This is a genomic window from Pseudomonas alkylphenolica, from assembly GCF_004025535.1.
GTDB lineage: Bacteria > Pseudomonadota > Gammaproteobacteria > Pseudomonadales > Pseudomonadaceae > Aquipseudomonas > Aquipseudomonas alkylphenolica_A.
This window is the reverse complement of the sequence record NZ_QJRG01000038.1, coordinates 173,500-191,469: the sequence shown is the minus strand read 5'-3', so window position 1 is coordinate 191,469 and position 17,970 is coordinate 173,500. Positions and strand designations below refer to the sequence as shown.

Here is a 17,970-nt window from a genome sequence, read left to right as displayed (position 1 = left end):
GACGGGCGGTCGGCGCTTGATTTTCCTGTACGGCTTGCGTTGTGAGGGCTGGCGGCGCTCTGCCATAATCGCGACCGCTTTATCTCGCGGGATTCACGCCAGTGAAGCCGCCTTTATCTGTCTTCGCGTAATGGACTACGTAGTGAGCTTCCTTTCGATTGAGTTCGGCCTCTGCTTCATCCTGTTTTTCATCGTTTACTGGAGCCTGTGCTGGAGCCTGCGCCTGCAGAATGCGCTGCTGTTGGTGGCCAGTTATGCCTTGGTTAGCAGTTTCAGTCTCGAGTCCCTGTACATCCTGCTGGGCTACACCGAGCTGGTGTACCTGCTGGGCCTGGTTGGCGCGCGGTACCCGGGGCGACGCTTCAGTTACCTGTTGGTAGTGCTGCTGGTATTGGGGTTCTTCTACCTGTTCAAGTACCAGGAGTTTGTCACCAGCGGCGTGCAGGGTGCGCTGGCAAGTGTAGGCGTGGCGTTCTCGTTGCCGGTGCTGCAGGTGCTGGTGCCGATTGGCCTTTCGTTCTATGCCTTTCATTCAGTGAGCTACCTGGTCTCGATCAACCGCCGCGAGCTGCCTTCGGCGAGCCCGTTCGACCTGGCCCTTTACCTGGCGTTCTTTCCCAGCCTGATTGCCGGCCCGGTCAACCGCGCGATACCGATGCTCGCGCAAATTCGCCCGCACACCCTGCGTCAAGTGCTGGAACCCCAGCGGGCCATGGGGCTGATCGCCCTGGCAGTGGTGAAGCTGTTTTTCTGCAGTGCCTGGCTGGCCAGCCAGTGGGTCGACCCGGTGTTCGAAACCCCCGGTAGCTTCACGCCTGAGCAGATGCTGCTGAGCGTGTATGGCTACAGTTTCCTGATCTATTTCAACTTCAGTGGCTACACCAACCTGGTGACCGGCATTGCCTTGTTGCTGGGTTTTCGTCTGCCGGAAAACTTCAACGCACCCTATGCGGCCCACAACCTAAAGGAGTTCTGGGCACGCTGGCACATCAGCCTGTCGCTGTTCATCCGTGACTATGTGTACATCCCGTTGGGCGGCAATCGCCACGGCGTGTGGCGCGGCAACCTCAACATGCTGCTGGCGATGCTGATTTCCGGTTTGTGGCATGGCGCGAGCCTCAACTTTGTTATCTGGGGGGCGCTGCATGGTCTAGGGCTGGCTGTGTACAAGGCTTCTACCTATCTCCTGCCGCAACCGATGCGCTGGCCCGGCGCCGGGCTGGCGGCGCGGCTGCTGACTTTCCATTACGTGGCCTTTGCCTGGATATTTTTCCGCACTGCGAGCCTGGATGAGGCCATGGACATGGTAGCGGGCATCGCAGACATAAGTGTGAGCGGGGTGTTCTCGCCGACCGGGCTGTGCTTGCTGGCCTGTGTGCTGTATGTCGCGGTGTACCCGCAGATGCTGGCATTGCTGCGCCCGTGTCTGGCCGCCACCACACGCTTGCCCTGGCAGTTCCATCCGCTGCCGCTTGGGGTGTTTGTGTCGCTGGTAATTTTCGCTTCGCAGTCGGGTGTGCCGGGGTTCATTTATGCCAGTTTCTGATACCCGCGTGTTGATGCGCACTCACCTGGATGCCGCCAAGGCGCTTTATGGTCTGGTGCTGGTGACCGTGCTGCTGTTCTGGTTGAACCAGGACTCCATCAGCCTGTACTGCCAACAGAAATACCACCAGCGTTGCGAGCTGCCGGTGCTGGGGCAAAGCCCCGCCTGGCGTCTGGGGGGCGACCTGACGCAAGCCGTGGGTGCGGCCCGCGATGGCTTTGTTCAGAGCCTGCAGCAGAGCCGGGTCGAACCCGTTGTAGCCCAGGTCGAAACCGTGGTCTTGCCTGAGACGATGCCGGTGGTATCGGTGCGCGTGGATGCACCGCAGGCGTTGCCTGCTGCGGTGGCGAACAATGCGCCTCCTGCCAAGGCGACGCCTGTTTCGGCCGTGCCGGTCACCGACGGGATTGCCAGCAAAAGCCCGTCGCCTGTCGTCACACTGGCAGCGGGTGATGAGGTGTTTCTGGTCGGTGATTCATTGATGCAGGGCGTGGCGCCACACCTGGCCAATACCCTGCGCAAGCGCTACCAGATCAAAAGCGTGAACCTCAGCCGGCAGAGCACCGGGCTTGCCTATCCGGGCTTTTTCAACTGGCCGCAAACGGTGGCGAAAACCCTCGACAGTGCGCCGAACATTCGCTTGATGGTGGTGTTCCTCGGCCCCAACGACCCCTGGGACATGCCGCAAGGCAAGGGCAAGCCCTTCCTGCGTTTCAAGTCGCCGGACTGGGAGCACGACTATCGTCAGCGCATCGATGCCATCCTTGAGCAGGCCCGCGAGCACCAGGTTCAGGTGATCTGGGTAGGGCCGCCGAATATGCGCCAACAACGACTGTCCAGCGCCATGGCCTACCTCAGTGGCTTGTACCAGGAGCAAACGACGCTGTACCGGCAGCACTACCTCTCGGCCAACCCGGTGCTGGGTTACAGGGACGAAACCTTCTCCTATACCTTGCAGGACAGTCAGGGCAAACGGGTGAAGACCCGGGTCGATGACGGCATTCATTTCACCATTGCCGGGCAGAAGTTGATCGCCGACCAGATCGTGTCGCTGATCGCCTTTCCCGGCCTCACTGTACCGGGACACTGATGCGTCAACTGCACAACATTCTGGGCCTGGCCTTGCTGATCTGCGCGTTGCCGGGCTGTAGCCCGGTGGCGGCGGTCAAGGCCACGTCCCAGCCGCTGACGGCGCAGAGCAGGGTGCCCACAGGCCAGGCCGGCGGCAACCTGGCGCTGCTGGCGAATAAATTCAAAGCGGCCGGGCGGGCGCCGGTCAGCATCGTCCAGTTTGGTGATTCGCATACAGCCGCCGACCTGTTCAGCGGCGAGATGCGCCGCATGTTGCAGGCGCAGTATGGCGATGGCGGCATCGGCCTGATTGCCGCCACACCGGTCCCGGGTACCCGCTACGAGCAGGTCACTCTCAAGGTCGCCGCGCGCCAATGGACGTTGGTCTCGGCGCGCAACCAGCAGAGCGAGCAGTTCCCGCTGGGCGGTTACCTGTCGGTGCCGATGGTGGCGCAGCCGGCGGTGCGGATCGAAGCGCGCGAACCCGGTGCTCAACGTTATACCGTCTCGGCGCTGTACCAGGCTCAAGCCGCCAGCAACCTGCTGGTGCAGGACGCCCGTGCTCAGAACCGCCGCACGCTGGTGGCAACGGCAGGCCAGTGGCGCTTCGGGCCGGTGGTCAACAATGTCGGCTTGCCGCTGGACCTGACCCTGGACAGCCATCCCGGCACGGTGCTGGGCGGCTGGTACCTGCAGAGCCAGAAACGGGCCGGCGTGATCTACTCCGCCCTGGGCATAAACGGTGCCCGGCTTGAGGTGTTGAACAAATGGCAACCGGGTTGGCAGGACAGCCTAAAAACACTGCGTCCCGATCTGGTAATCCTCGCGTACGGCACCAACGAAGCCTTCGACGACACCCTGGACCTCAGTCTGTACCAGGCGCAGCTCATGCAACGACTTGAGCAACTGCGGCGCGACCTGCCGCGTGCGGTGATATTGCTGGTCGGCCCGTCAGACTCCATCAAGCAGCGCAAGGCCCAGGGTTGTGCGGCCCGCCAGCCACGCCAGCTGGCCGCAATCGTGCAGATCCAGCGCGAGTCAGCCGCACAGGCCAATGCATTGTTCTGGGACTGGCAGGCCTACATGGGCGGGCCTTGCTCGATTGCCGCCTGGCAGGCGCAAGGCCTTGCCCGCGGCGACCTGGTGCACCTGACAGCCGATGGCTATCGCAAGAGCGCGGCAGGGCTCTACGGTTATCTGCGTACGCAACTGGGGTTGAAGTAAGGCGGGGGTAAAAGGAGAGGCGGGGACGACTCCGGGTTGGCTTGCGGCGCCCCATGAAGTCGTCACCCCGGCCCTCGAAAAGGGACCCATCCAGATACCGGACGGTACCTGCTCAGCATGTGTCGGCTGGGGTAAGTCAGCCGCGATCAGGTCCTTTAAATACACAGTAGACGCTGTCTGTTGTACTGTAAATTTTCAACAGTATGTTGATGTTTCAGCAATTCAGATCGTACGTTTTCAGTTGTTGCCACTGCAGCCCAAAGCGCGCTAGGTATTTGCGCAGACGGTCGGCGTCATTGGGTTTTTCCTTGTCCAGGCGAGACACATTGAACAGCTGACGCCCGGCCTCAGAAAGCGAAGAGCTGGCGCGACAAACGTTGATCACTGCTTGCAATTGCAGGCGATCAAAGTGATCCAGGGACTGATCGCCGAGGAGTGAGCTCAATGCATCTTGGGTGGGTACGATCCCCCAGGTTCGTTGCAAACGCTCGATTTCCTCGGTGACCAAGGCCATATTGATTCGGTCGCTATCAGCCAGCGTCGCCATCCGCGTGATGGATGCCGACAGTTCACGAAAGTTGCCTGCCCAGCGGGCTTGAGTTGAGTTGGCAAACCTCAGGTAGTGTTGCTTGGCCTCCACATTGAAGCGCACCTGGCGGCCCTGCTCGCGGGCGTGACGTTGCAATTCGAATTCGAGGTTGGGCTCGATGTCTTCACGGCGTTCGGCCAGGCCTGGCAATTCGAACGTCCATAGATTGATGCGCGCAAACAGGTCTTCGCGGAACGACCCTTCGATCACGCGTGCGCGCAGGTCGCGGTGGGTGCCCGCCATCAACTGAAAGTCGCTTTCGACTTCCTGATCCGACCCAAGCGGGAAGAAGCGTTTTTCTTCAATGGCCTTGAGCAACATGGCCTGTTCATCGGCACCCAGTTCACCGATTTCATCGAGAAACAACATGCCGCCATTGGCCGCGCGTAACAGGCCGTCACGGGCGGTTTGCGCGCCGGTGAAAGCGCCTTTGCTATGGCCGAACAGCGCAGACATGGCGCCGTCGCCGCGCAATGTTGCGCAGTTGATCTCGACAAACCGCCCCTCAAGTTGGTGCCGGGCCCGCTTGAGTTCATAGATCCGTCGGGCCAGGAAAGACTTGCCAGCTCCCGTGGGGCCGACGAGCAGCATCGGCGTTTTGGAGCGCAAGGCCACCCGTTCGATTTGCTCAATGGTGCGGTTGAACGCCACATTGCGCGTGGCAATTCCGGCTTTGAGCAGGTTCAGGCTGTTGGCTTGCTCGCGCTGAAAGCGTGAAGCGATGTGATCGTAGCGTGACAAGTCCAGGTCGATCAGGGTGCTGATGCCTGCCGGGTCTCGGCTCTTTTCATATGCTCGAGCGGGAGAGGTCTGGATCAGCTTTGCCGGCAGATAGCGCGCCTCGGTGAGCAGAAACCAGCAGATCTGCGCTACGTGGGTCCCGGTGGTGATGTGCACCAGGTAGTCCTCTTGTTCGGTGTCGAACGGGTAGTCGCTGGCGAAGTCGTGCAACGCGCCATACACCTCCTCGAAGTCCCAGGGGTCGCGCAGCGTCATCGGATGAAGGCGAACGTCTGTGTGGGAAGAGATGCTGTGGATGTCCGTCCGAACCTGCTCGGCCAGTTCCAGGTCGCGGGTGCTGGCGCCGTGGATCAGCTCCAGGCGCTGTATTGGCGTTTCTGCTTGCTGGCACAAGCCGACGGTCGGCCGCCATTGTTGCCAGCGTGCTTCGCCCTCGTCATTGCGGTCAAGGGTGGTACCGAGAAAGCCAATGGCGACCGTGCGTTTGCTCATGGTGATTAGCTCAAAAGATAAAGTGCTATCTGAGAATATATGAAGTGCTCATGGCTTGTTGTAGTACTAACGCGGAAAAAGTGTTGATTCATAAAATTAAAATCAAACAAATCAATAGGTTATGTTTTTTGTGGGCGCCGTAAAGAAAGCTGGCATGGCGCTCGCAATGTTTCTCTCGGCCTTGGCCGGGATCAGGTGTTGAATGGATAGACCCGCATCAGGGCCAATTGAACGCTGCCGGCCTCCGCGGTAAGGCAGCAACAGGACAGAGTGGACGCAGGCGATGAACATACTCGAGGTAGCCGGTGGCAAACCGATCAAACTCTGGACCCAGGGCGTGCCGGTGGAAGATGACGCCCGTCAGCAACTGCTGAACACCGCAAAGATGCCGTTCATCTTCAAGCATCTGGCAGTAATGCCCGATGTGCATTTAGGCAAGGGTTCGACCATCGGAAGTGTGATCCCGACCCTGGGCGCGATCATTCCAGCAGCCGTCGGCGTGGATATCGGCTGCGGCATGATTGCCGTGTGCACCTCACTCAATGCAAGCGATCTGCCGGACAACCTGCAGGGGCTGCGTACAGCCATTGAGCAGGCGGTGCCGCATGGCAAGACCTTTGGGCGGCGCGATCAAGGCGCCTGGGAGCATGTTCCAGCGACGGCCGACCATGCCTGGCAAAGCTTGGCGGCGCGCTTCAAGGCGATCACCAGCAAGTACCCCAGGCTGGAGAAAACCAATAACCGTCAGCACCTGGGCACCCTCGGTAGCGGCAACCACTTTATTGAGGTTTGCCTGGATGAGGCCAATCGTGTCTGGTTCATGTTGCACAGTGGTTCGCGCGGTGTCGGCAATGCCATTGGCAACCTGTTCATCGAGCTGGCCCAGGCTGACATGCGCCAGCATATCGCCAACCTGCCCGATAAGGACCTGGCGTATTTCGAGGAAGGCAGCCGGCATTTTGCCGACTATGTCGAAGCGGTCGAGTGGGCCCAGGATTTTGCCCGCCAGAACCGTGCACTGATGATGCAGGCGGTGATCAGCGCCGCACGCAAGGTGCTCGGCAAACCCTTCGAGGCCAATCTCGAAGCGGTGAATTGCCACCACAACTACGTGCAGCGCGAGCAGCACTTTGGCCAGCAAGTATTGGTCACCCGCAAAGGCGCGGTGTCGGCGCAGAAAGGCCAGCTCGGGATTATCCCCGGCTCCATGGGGGCAAAGAGTTTCATCGTTCGTGGCTTGGGTAACGAGCAGTCGTTCTGCTCGTGCAGCCACGGCGCCGGGCGCGTGATGAGCCGGACCCGGGCGAAAAAGCAATTCAGCCTCGCAGACCAGGTGCGCGCCACCGCTCATGTTGAGTGCCGCAAGGACAAGGATGTGATCGATGAGATCCCCATGGCCTACAAGGACATCGACGCTGTGATGCAGGCCCAGCGCGAGCTGGTGGAAGTGGTGCACACCCTGCGTCAGGTGGTGTGCGTTAAAGGATAGCGCCGGGCGCAGTACCGCCTGGGGATGGCAACAGGAGAAAAATGGTGGGTGTGGAATTTGTAGTAATCAATGCGGTGTTCATGCTCGCACTGGTGCTGTCTTTCATTACGCAATCGCGTTTGGCAAGGCAGCAAACCACGCTGGCCAACGAGCTGCTGGCGCTGCGCGGGCTGTGCAAGACCCCTGACTACATGGCGTTACTGATTGCGGTGATTTTCATTGCATTGATCGTGCTCGCGATAGTGAGCAGGGCCCTGGCCGGGAACCCGTTTGTATGGCTGGCCTACGGGCTGGTGCTGGCCATGCTGATTGCGATGGTCGTGTTGTGTGTGACTGACAAAGGGCTTGTTGGGGAGCTGAAGAAATACAAGGCGGTGGGCGGGGTGGTGCTGGGTGCGTTGAGTTTTGCAATTCCATACCTTGCGGCACCCATGGCCGACGCCACGATTAGTGAGTTCACCACGTTGGAGGCGTCTCTTTTCCCCAGGGCGCAGCATGTCTTTGTGTTGATCATGTCGGTGCTGTTATGGCCGTTGGCGCTGTCGATTCTCGGATTGCTGGCGATCCTGCCGTTGTGGATCAGAGCGCAGGCCCAGGGTGGAGGGCTGGCCAGAAAGACGCGACTCAATTACATGAGCGCCATTGAGCGACGGGTTGAGCAACGCAAGAGCCTGTTGTCCGAGCTCAGGTGGCTGGCTGTCATTGTCGCCCTGTCGTTTTCGGCGCTGGCGGTGCCGGTCGTTGTGTCGAAACTGGTGTCGGCCCATTCGTTCAACAGCTTTTTGAAAGGTGCCCTGGTTTCCAGCTCCTTTCACTTGCCGCCCCAGGCCTGCGGGTTATCCAGCCAGGTGCCAGAAAGTGCCAGGGTTGTGCAAATCCGCTTGAGGCTGGCGTCAGTGGCCATTCCCGAGAGCGATGATGATTACCGCTTCGAGAGGCTGGCGTGTGATGTGCCTGGCATTGGCAGGCTGACCGTTACGGATAACTGATCATCGAGCAGGTGGCTTACACGTGAACCGTGCGAGGAGTGACGACAATGAGCATGAATGAATGGATTTCGGCAGGCGCGCTTGGGCTGATCGGCGTGATTCTGCTGGTGATGCTGATGCAGTATCTGCGGCTGCGGGAGATCTGGCAGGGGCTCGGCCGCTGCCGTGAGGCACTGCGCTGGGCGCGGATCTGGGAGAGTGAGAATCGCGAGCTCAAGCGCAGTTTGCGTGCCCAACGGCGAGTTGTTGAAGAGCTCAAGGAGCAGGTCGACAGGTTGCAGGCCGAGCAGGTGTGAAAGGAGAGTGTGTGATGCCGATTCGTCCGAGGCCTTTTAGGCTGGAGTGTGAAGCCTGTGGTTGGCGCAAGACCATCGCCCCCCGAAGTGATGCCTTGATGCCGGGGGAGTGGTACGAGCGTTGTCCGAAGTGCAACGGGGTCGTCACCTTCAAGGCGCTGGAGGGGCCCGTGCAGCAGTTCATTGCCAAATGGCTGGCTTCACTGCGGGGCAAGTGAGCTTGACATGAATAGTGGCAGAATGCGATCTATCGCTATTCAGGCGGTTTGACCGGGCAGGGGAGGCTCAAGAATAGACCGGCCCGGCCGATAACAACACCTGTTGCGGGCACCTTTGCAGCCGGGTCTTGTGGGCAGGCTGAAGGGCTACCTCAACGGTCAACGCGACAATGACTTCGATGATACGGGGCTGCTCGACGTCCGTAAGCACTGAGCGCTTGAGACTCACTCATGGATTGGGAACATTGAATGAACGCCAAATACGACCCGTTTCCCACTGGGTTGAACACCCTCGTGCCGTCGGTCAGTGACCGCCCCCACATTGACTGGGATGCACCGAATTTCGCCGACCTGTTTCGCCTGCCCAAAGTACCTGACGAACAGATCAGATACCGAATGCTGCACATCAGCGAAATCGGCGAAGGCAAGCCTGATGCCTATCGCCAGGCCATGACCAACGTGATCTCGTGCCTGAACAGCACCGGCTGCGCCAGCGTCTATATCTTGTCGGGGCGACCCGAAGGGATTGACCTGTACCTGGGTGTCGCGACCTCGACACCGGACACCGATATTCCGGATGCCTCGAAAATGTTGCGGGCAACATTCGAGGGAAACTTCCTCGGCGCCAAACTGGAAGATGTCAGGAGCGATGACGAGCAGTTCCGGCAGCTTTATCACGACAGCCGCCACTTGGGCATCATCACCGGCGTGCCGTCTTTCAACGACAGCGACAGGACGGCAGACGAAGATTTTCAGGGGGTCGAGCGGCTGGCCAACAGTCTGGTCGGAGAAACCTGGCAACTGACGATCTACGCAGAGCCGGGCTCGGACGATGACGTGCGTGCCACGCTGGACAGTGTCTACAACCTGTCGACCTTGCTGTCTGCCCATATCAAGCAGTCCGTACAGCAATCGGAGAACACCGGGTGGCAGAGCACCCAAACCACCGGTACTTCAACCACCCATACCAACGGGACTTCGACGTCTTCCAATCGCGACACCAGCATGAGTGCCTCGAGCAGCACCAGTAGCAGCAGCGGCAGGGAAAGCAAGTCAACCCAGAATGGCACCAGCAGCTCCACCAACACCGGCAAGAACGATTCCAAGGCCGATGGCAGCAGTGAATCAACGGCTAACGGCGTTAGCGGCGGCAAAAGCCTGGCCATGACTCGTGAGCGTACTGACAAGCGCGCCGAGGAGCTGCAGAAGCACCTGAGCGAGACCCTGATCGAGCGGTTTCTGCAGGGGCGCAGCAAAGGCATGTACCGCACGGCCATTTACGTCAGCGCCGAGACGCGGAGTACGTTCGAGCGGCTGTCTCGCGGATTGATCTCGACCTTCCAGGGCAACAACTCGAGTGTAACGCCACTGCGGGTTCACAAGTTGCAGTCCGGGCTCACCTTCAACCTGCCGGAGCTGCTGCAGTTACGGCGATTGAGGAACAAAGGCATTTCTGCGGACAACTGCATTGCCCATAGTGCGCCGCTGCTGGCCAATGGTGAGTTGCTCGGTGCGACCTGGCTCAACATCGAGGAACTGGCGCTGGTTGCCGGGTTGCCGAGTCTGGAGCTGCCAGGACTCAAAATTCGCAAAAACGTCGACTTTGCCCTCAACACCGGCACCGATGCGTCCAGCGACGGCCAGCGGTTGAATGTTGGCAAGATCATCCAGCATGGCCGCTTGCTCAAGCACAAACCGGTCGGTCTGCCGCTCAAGGAACTGTCCAAACACGTTTTTGTGACCGGTGTGACGGGCGCGGGGAAAACCACCACCTGCATGAACCTGCTGCTCGAGTCCGGGTTGCCGTTCATGGTGATTGAGCCTGCCAAGACTGAATACCGGGCGTTGCACGGCCGAGGGGTAGAGGTCGACTACTACACCCTGGGCCGCGAAGACCTCACGCCGTTTCGTCTGAACCCGTTCGAACTGGTGTCCAGCCGACAGAATCTGGCGAGCCATATTTCGGTGCTGAATGCCACGCTGGCGGCGGTTTTCCCCATGGAAGCGGCGATGCCCTCGATTGTCGAAGAAGCGATCATTGAGGCATACAAAGCCAAGGGCTGGGATATCCACAGCACGCAGAACTACTTGCTCGACGACCCATGGCAGTGCGGTAGCGATGCCTGGCCGACCTTTTCCGACATGATCGCCCAACTGGACAAGGTCATCAGCTCCAAGCAAATGGGGCGAGAGTTCGAGGAGAAATACCGCGGCTCGCTGGTGGCGCGTCTGACCAGCCTGACCCTGGGGGTCAAAGGGCGGATGCTCAACTCGCGTTACTCGATGAACTTCGATCAGTTGCTGGATCGTCACGTCGTGATCGAGATGGAAGAGATCAAGGACGAGAAAGACAAGGCCCTGCTGATGGGCCTGATCATCAATCGCCTGGCCGAATGCATGAAGCAGCGGCACCGCATCCAGCCGACGTTTCAGCATCTGACCCTGATCGAAGAGGCCCACCGCCTGCTGTCGCGACCCGAGCCAGGCGATGCCGAGTCGAAAAAGATGGGTGTCGAGATGTTCGCCAACCTGCTCGCAGAGGTACGCAAGTATGGCGAGGGCTTGATCATTGCCGATCAGATTCCGAACAAGCTGATCGCCGACGTGATCAAGAACACCAACACCAAAATTGTGCACCGCCTGTTCGCTGCCGACGACCGCAAGATCATCGGCGATGCCATTGGCTTGAGCGAAGAGCAGCAGGCATTTCTGCCGTTGCTCAAGCCGGGCGAAACCATCGTGTATTGCGGTGGTTGGCACGGTGCGGTGCGGGTGCAGATCGACCAGATTGCCAAAACCGACGCGGCGGAAATTCCTGAGGTAACGATCAAGCAACGCGGTCGCTTGCAACTCTGGGCGCAACGTCAGAAGTTGCTGCCGCGATTGGCCGCTGATCCGCTGATGAGCACGCCAGATCAGCTAGCGCAGACGCTGGAAAAAGGCTGCCTGTTGATCAACATGTTTTTGAAACTCAACCAGCTGCACTGGCAACCGGAGCGGGCTGAATCCTTGCAGGAGCGTATTGCTCAGCGCTTCGGTGCTGAGTTCCAGGCACTGAGTGATGCATTGGCGCTGACATCGGAACAGGTGTCCGGCTTGTTGACCAAGGTCTTCGAGGATTGCGCCAGCATTCCCGGTTGGTACGAAGAGGACTGGAACCTTGTTCGCCCCTTGCTTGGCCAGGCATTCAACGCGCTATGCGATTCACTTGAAGCATTCGAGGCGGCCTGTGCACAGCGGGCGATGAGATCGCTCGACCTGCTTAAATCTTACGACTCAATCTAGGACGATTAACCATGGTATTTCCTATTTTTGCGGCAGCCATCAGCGCCATCACCAGCGTAGTCTCAGCCATTACACCCGTCATCGCATCGATAGGTCCGGCAGTCGCTTCGTTCTGCACCACTGTTTTGCCCAAGGTCGTCCCGGCATTGATCGGCAGCCTGGAAAAGCTCAACACCTTTGTCGGTGTGGTGCAGTCGGTGTTGCAGATCATGCAGATCTTCCGCCCGGGCGATCAGCTCAAAGATATTGGTGATCGATCCATCCAGGCCGCGCGTCAGGACATCAAGCCCGAGAACTTCGACAGCTTCGACGCCTACATGGAAGAGATCCGCGCTTTCAAACTGGATCCCGCTGAATCCGGGCAAATTACCGATGCCGAAAAATATGCCGCTGGCCTGGCAATCGGCGCTCAGGGAATGGACGAAAAGTTCAATGTGCGTGAAGGCACCATGGCCAACCTTTGGCCGCTGGTGGCGAACAATCCGGAGTACTTCAACAGCACACGGCTGACCTCGCTGCTGAACTCCACAACCGACGTAATCAGCGTGCTCAAATACTTCGAAGGCAAGCTCGGCCCGGCGGCCTCTGCTGAGACCGAAGGCAAGATCGTTGCTGCGGAAAAAGCCCTGGCACCGGAAAAAACCGAAGCGGCCATCTTTGCCCAACTCGATGCCGCCGTTGAGCAATTCAAGAAACCCGAGTCAGTCTGATAACCCTGCATCACGCGTCAGGTTCGACGCGTGATGGCCATAAAGTGGGACCGTCCTGTGTCTAGCGAAAAACATGCCTTGGTGCTGATAGGCGATCGAGTTGCCTGCTTCGAATCAACGACCGCAAGTGACGAGCAGTGGAATGCCACATTGATCCATGGTGAGCCCTGGGTGTCGTTCAGTAGTCATTCAGCGCAAACCGTAGGTTCAGTGCTCAAGCAATTGAGCGAGCGCCGAAACCTGCACACACAGCTGGCGAAGGTTGATATCACGGTGATCTACGAGCAGGCCGCCGCGCGGCATCTGGCTGATGTTTCCCAGGCCTGTATCGAGTTGCAATGCGCAACCTGGGAAGTGCTGCGCTATGAACCACTGGTCGAGCGACTCGGCTTGTCGCCGGCAGAGCTGCCGCGTCCGCATGACGGCGCCTGGCTGGTTGAGCACGTGTTGGCACAGCTGGGCGCGCCGCAACCGACCCCCGAGCCTGTTGCCAGTGTTGCGAGCAGCGCAAGCGACGTTGCTGACCTGCCGGATGTTGCCTTGCTTCAGCTTTATCTGCCGCTGCTGTTCCAGAACTTCTGGTCCAGTATCAGCCCGCAGGATCTTGCGTTCATCTGCGGCTCGCTGCAGATCCCTGACGTTGAGTCGCCTTATCCGGAGCCCTCGCAAGAGGCCATCGCGGTGCTGCGTCGCCGCTTCCTGAAACTGCCTGTTGCACAACGCAGTGTCGTGTTGGGCATTGCTCAGGAACTGACCTACAAGCTCAAGGTGCGGACACAGCTGCGTGACCTGCTGGAGGTGCTTTGATGCATGAGACTTCTTCGCCACCGGCGAAAGCAGAAGAAGTACGCGAGGCTCTGATCGTGTTGCTCGAACAGGACGACCATGTTCGGCGCCTGGTGCTTGATATTGTCGCCTCGCTGACGCCCTCAGCTGATTCAGCACCTGAGCCCGAAGCGCCTGCGGCAGTGGTTCCGGACTTGCCTCAGGCCTGTGCGCCCGATCCGCTACGTGAGCAACTGGGCGTGCCGTTGGCCTTGCTTGAAACACTGCGCGCCGATGAAGAACTGAGTGCTGCCTGGCTTCACGAAGGTGAAAACGAAGGACAACAACTTACCCGACTGCTGGCCACTGCTGCTCAGTGGGAAAGTTTGCTCGAACTCTGGGACCTGCTGGCCGAACGTTGCAAGTCTCAGGCGCGCCCGGGTAACGCTGCCGAGCTGCACATTCTTGAAGGCTGCCTGGCTATCCACAACCTGATCTGGCGCGATCGCCAGGCGCAATTGTGCTGCGCAGAGGTGGGTGCCGAGTATGACTACCGTCTGCATCAGCGCACCACGCTTCGAGGCGACATCATCACGGCGCAGTGGCTGCCTGGCCTGGCCAACGCCGGGGGCGAGCGTCAGCGTTTACCGTTGGCGGCAGCCGAGTAGCGCGTGCTGTTCACCAGTAGAGCCGAACCGGACCAATGACCATGAACCAGGCGTCGTCGTTACCCGCTCTGCTGAGTCAATTGATCGGGTTGTTGAAACAAATCGAAATCTTAAAGGAATGCAGTATGTCGGGGAGTACACCAGCTTCTATTCGCAACGTCTTTGTGGCGAATCTGCGCAAAAGATGCGCTGCCCAAATCGCCGCTTCACGGTACTGGCTGGTGGGGTTTCCCGAAGAGTCCGCGAAGATGCTGTACGACACCCACACTTGCCTGATGTGGGACTACGACGAGCCCTCCACCGACACGTATACCCAGCTAGAGGCCGAGGAAGCCGTTCAAGAGAAGCAGGTAATGGGTACGCGCCCTTGGCGTTTGCCCTCGACAGAGGAGCTTATGTTCTTCGCCTCTAGCGAGGACAATCCTCTGCGCGAAGGGCATTCAAACTCGCTGATGTGGCAACAGCTCTGGTTCTCGCAGCAGGGGGTGGTCGATGTTGAAAACAGTTGGGTTTATGTTGACGAGATCGGCTCGTTGATTGCGTGCAGTGACCAGGTCAGCCATCTCGACACGCAGGATTTTGTGACCCACGCCATCCAGCGCGGTTGGCGTCTGACTTCGCTCGAAGCCAATCAAAGCGAGGACCCACTAGCAATCATGAGTACCCCTTTACCTGATCTGGTCAGCCTGTTTCGTGACGTCGACTACCAGACCTGCCGGTTGCCCAAGCTTAGCGATGTGCAGTTCAGCGACCCTAATCTGGGCCTGTGGGAATTCTTTGGTGAAGACCCGGCAATGCTGAGCGATGCCAAGGTGCGCGCACGCGATCCGGTGACTGACGTCAAGGACTGGAACATCGCCATCGATTTTGGCACCAGCAGCAGTGTGGTGGCCTATGACGACAATGGTCGTTACAAGCTGCTGCGTATCGGCGTTCAGGATCATTGGGAAAAAGAGCGGCCAGAGCATTACGAGAACCCGACGGTACTCGAGTTCATCGATTTGCAGCGCAGCCTGCAAACCTGGAACTCGGAGGCTTACCGTCCCAACCTGAACTGGGACAATCTGCGCTGCTCCCACGAAGCCTTGCACGACCTGCGTAAAAACGACGGTGATCCCAAGGTAGTCGCCAGCATCCTGTCCAAGATCAAGCATTGGGCATTGCGCCACGGTTCCGACAACCTCACTCGCATCGCTGACCGGGTAAACGGCTACGAGCACTCGCTGCCGGCCCTGACCAAGCGTGATGTGGTGAAAGGCAAGCGGCTGACAGTCAGCCAGGATGATCCGCTCGACCCGATCGAGTTGTATGCCTGGTACCTGGGCATGGCCATCAACTGGCGCAGCCGTGGGCTCTTTCTGCGCTACTACATGACCTTCCCCGTTGCCTACACCCGCGACCTCAAAGAGACGATCCTGATGTCGTTCCGCCGGGGCCTGCAGCGCAGCCTGCCAGCGCAACTGCTGGACAGTGAGGTGTTCAAAAACTTCTGCGTCGAAGAGCTGGCCAACGAGCCGGCCGCCTATGCCGCCGCGGCGCTGCCAAAGTTGGGCATCGAGCCTACCGAGGCGGGCATTGCGTACGGGGTCTTCGATTTCGGTGGCGGTACCACAGACTTCGACTTCGGCCGCTACCGGCTGCCCACCGCCGATGAAGAGGATGAAGGCTGGGAGGAAGTGTTCGAGCATTACGGCAATGCCGGTGATGCTTACCTGGGCGGTGAAAACCTGCTCGAGAACATGGCTTACCTGGTATTTCGCCACAACATCGAACTCTGCCGTACCAAGCGCATTGGCTTTGTGCGCCCGCTGGATGCCGAAGACTTCCCGGGGTCGGAGATGTTCCTGCTCGATAGCCAAAGCGCCTCGACCAACAGTGTGATGCTGCTGTCGCGGTTGCGCCCGCTGTGGGAGCAGGGCTCCCTGCCGGGAAAAAATGGTGTACTGAAGCTGGCGTTGCTCAACCGCGACGGCGAGAAAATCGAGTGTGAACTGACCGTGCCGGTTGATTTGCTTACCACGTACCTGACCGAACGCATTGCTCAAGGTATACAGAACTTTTTCAGCGCCATGACCAAAGCCTTTGGCGGCTATCCAGATGAGCCGGTGCATGTGCTTTTGGCGGGTAACAGCAGTCGTTCGTCGATTGTGCAGCAGCTGTTTGAAGTGGTGGCCAGTGGTACTGAAAGAGATCCCTCGGCGAGTAAAGACAGTGCCTCGACCACTTTTGATAGTGCGGCAGCGGTGGGTGCGCTCATTAGTCAAACCATCTGGTCTGGAATGGGATACAGCAAGGCGGCTGAGCCTAAACCCGAGCCCGTGAAAACGCCGGTAGTGGATGATTCTCTGCCCGTGATCGTCGTCCACCAGCCGCTGGTGTCCAACCCGGACCAACCCTACAGCCCCAATGGCAAAACCGGTGTCGCCATCGGTTTGCTGCGGCTGGCGCCTGGCAGCCCGGTCAAAGTCATTTCCAGGATCCCAGGCGACACCGATGAGGCGCCATTCGCCCACTATGTGGGTCGTGTTCAGCGTGGCAAGTTCAGCGCAGGGCTGCAGCAAGGTGACAGCTATGGCACCTGGAAAGAACTCGGTGTGCCTCGTGACGGCGTCTTCAACCTGTTCCACTCCCAGTCGCCCAAAGCCCACACCGGTGAAATGCTTGAAGGTGAAACCGGCCTGTACAAATACCGCCTCGCCATCGCGGGTGATCATCAGGGGCAGCGGGTGTACGCCAAGGCAATTGGCCCGCATCGGGTGAGTGTGTGCACGGCTGCCTCGCTGGAGGCAGCGGAGGGGGGGATGTTCAGTTTGATTGAAGATCTGGATCTGACAAAAGTGTGAAGCACGCTGAGCGATAGAGCAGTGTGAACGAGCGTAAACCTTTGCTTGTGTGGCGAATGGCCACACGGTCAAGTAAAGTCGTTGACCACATTCAAGTGCCGGGCTCTGGGTGCTTCGCAAGAGGCTCCACGTGCCTGGCGAGGTGGAGCGCGCACACGTATAACGCCACCGTTGTCGACACAGGGAGTACTCACGATGAGGCACAATGCCAATCTATATCTGAGTGAAGAAGAGATCAGCCGGCGCGATGAGCGCATCGCCCAGACCGTGGCCTGCATCGAAGGGCTGGAGCAGCGTTTCTCGCTGGGTATCCATCCTGCGAAGTACGCAAATCTTCTGATACCCGGCGACTCTCCAGGTATTCACTTCCCAGGCAAACGCGTCTTCGGTGAAGCATGGCTCGACAAGAAGCTCGACTACCTTGAAGAGCTGTTGCTGAAGGAGCTAGCCACGGCCGTGCTGACGGGTATTGAAAAACGTCCACGTAACGATCCGACACTGCGTGGCAGCGCATGGCGAGTTGCTGAGAAGCTCTGTGTTTATCGCTTTGCTGGCGATTATCCGTTCTACCAGGATCCAGACAACGATTACCCACCGCCGTACGAGTTCGACTGTGACGTCGCCGCGTTGCGCATAGGCCTGAGCGATCTTGTCGAAGTGGTCTGTGAGCGCATCGAAAAGCAGCACATGCGGTATCGACTGTGGGATGCCGACGCCATTGAGCAGCTCGAACACTATTTGTACTACGAGGTGCCGGATTCCGACCTGTACATCGAAGGCGCGTTGTCGACGAGGGTTTATGGGCGGCCGGCGGACGTAAAAGAGTTCCTTGCAGGCGTCGCTGATGCCATTGCCGAATTGCCGGTGCGCGAGCTGACCGAATGTACCTTCCCGGATGACTACCCCGAGCAAGTGCGGTTCTCTGACTATGTACCTCCACAAAACATGACCGCTGAGCAAATCGACCAGCTCTATCAGAATTACCTGAAGTGGTACGAAGCGGAAAAACGCTTGTAATGCGAGCCGTGCTCACACCCATGCCGC

General features: G+C 59.0%; 14 protein-coding genes. 13 read left to right on the top strand and 1 reads right to left on the bottom strand.

Going from position 1 to position 17,970, the window contains the following annotated elements; all coding sequences use genetic code 11:
• Positions 1-142: 142 nt before the first annotated feature.
• Genes DM813_RS09330 through DM813_RS09320 form a run of 3 tightly spaced genes read left to right on the top strand, consistent with a single transcriptional unit; the run spans position 143 to position 3,841 of the window.
• Positions 143-1,546 (top strand): MBOAT family O-acyltransferase, encoded by a 1,404-nt coding sequence (locus DM813_RS09330; RefSeq protein WP_241653156.1) that lies wholly within the window; start codon positions 143-145, stop codon positions 1,544-1,546.
• The gene (locus DM813_RS09325; RefSeq protein ID WP_128323130.1) at positions 1,533-2,636 is read left to right on the top strand and encodes an SGNH/GDSL hydrolase family protein; all 1,104 of its coding nucleotides are present in this window, start codon (positions 1,533-1,535) and stop codon (positions 2,634-2,636) included. The genes DM813_RS09330 and DM813_RS09325 overlap by 14 nt, the downstream gene beginning before the upstream one ends.
• The gene (locus DM813_RS09320; RefSeq protein ID WP_206617372.1) at positions 2,636-3,841 is read left to right on the top strand and encodes an SGNH/GDSL hydrolase family protein; all 1,206 of its coding nucleotides are present in this window, start codon (positions 2,636-2,638) and stop codon (positions 3,839-3,841) included. Before DM813_RS09325 ends, DM813_RS09320 begins: the two co-directional genes overlap by 1 nt.
• Before the next feature lie 214 nt (positions 3,842-4,055).
• Here DM813_RS09320 and rtcR read toward each other — a convergent pair whose 3' ends face one another.
• Positions 4,056-5,663 carry an RNA repair transcriptional activator RtcR gene (gene rtcR, locus DM813_RS09315; protein WP_128323129.1) on the bottom strand — a complete coding sequence of 536 codons (1,608 nt, stop codon included), beginning with the start codon at positions 5,661-5,663 and terminating at the stop codon, positions 4,056-4,058.
• A gap of 283 nt (positions 5,664-5,946) precedes the next feature.
• Between rtcR and DM813_RS09310 the strand changes: the two genes are divergently transcribed.
• The 10 genes from DM813_RS09310 (at position 5,947) to DM813_RS09265 (ending at position 17,943) form a co-directional block, all read left to right on the top strand.
• Complete coding sequence (locus DM813_RS09310; protein WP_128323128.1) at positions 5,947-7,152, top strand: RtcB family protein; 1,206 nt, start codon at positions 5,947-5,949, stop codon at positions 7,150-7,152.
• A gap of 44 nt (positions 7,153-7,196) precedes the next feature.
• Positions 7,197-8,141, top strand: coding sequence for a hypothetical protein (locus DM813_RS09305; protein WP_128323127.1), 945 nt, complete (start codon positions 7,197-7,199; stop codon positions 8,139-8,141).
• 47 nt (positions 8,142-8,188) lie between these two features.
• Positions 8,189-8,437, top strand: a complete 249-nt coding sequence (locus tag DM813_RS09300; protein WP_128323126.1) for a hypothetical protein — start codon at positions 8,189-8,191, stop codon at positions 8,435-8,437.
• Positions 8,438-8,451: 14 nt separating this feature from the next.
• Positions 8,452-8,655 (top strand): hypothetical protein, encoded by a 204-nt coding sequence (locus DM813_RS09295; RefSeq protein ID WP_128323125.1) that lies wholly within the window; start codon positions 8,452-8,454, stop codon positions 8,653-8,655.
• Positions 8,656-8,904: 249 nt separating this feature from the next.
• On the top strand, positions 8,905-11,940 hold the full coding sequence (locus DM813_RS09290; RefSeq protein ID WP_128323124.1) for an ATP-binding protein: 3,036 nt from the start codon (positions 8,905-8,907) through the stop codon (positions 11,938-11,940).
• 11 nt (positions 11,941-11,951) lie between these two features.
• Positions 11,952-12,650 (top strand): hypothetical protein, encoded by a 699-nt coding sequence (locus DM813_RS09285; protein WP_128323123.1) that lies wholly within the window; start codon positions 11,952-11,954, stop codon positions 12,648-12,650.
• Positions 12,651-12,707: 57 nt separating this feature from the next.
• Positions 12,708-13,457, top strand: coding sequence for a hypothetical protein (locus DM813_RS09280; protein WP_128323122.1), 750 nt, complete (start codon positions 12,708-12,710; stop codon positions 13,455-13,457).
• The gene (locus DM813_RS09275; RefSeq protein WP_128323121.1) at positions 13,457-14,083 is read left to right on the top strand and encodes a hypothetical protein; all 627 of its coding nucleotides are present in this window, start codon (positions 13,457-13,459) and stop codon (positions 14,081-14,083) included. The genes DM813_RS09280 and DM813_RS09275 overlap by 1 nt, the downstream gene beginning before the upstream one ends.
• A gap of 248 nt (positions 14,084-14,331) precedes the next feature.
• On the top strand, positions 14,332-16,926 hold the full coding sequence (locus tag DM813_RS09270; RefSeq protein ID WP_206617371.1) for a hypothetical protein: 2,595 nt from the start codon (positions 14,332-14,334) through the stop codon (positions 16,924-16,926).
• A 195-nt stretch (positions 16,927-17,121) separates the two neighbouring features.
• A complete protein-coding gene (locus DM813_RS09265) occupies positions 17,122-17,943 on the top strand; it encodes a hypothetical protein (RefSeq protein ID WP_128323120.1) in 822 nt (273 codons plus the stop codon).
• Positions 17,944-17,970 lie beyond the last annotated feature (27 nt).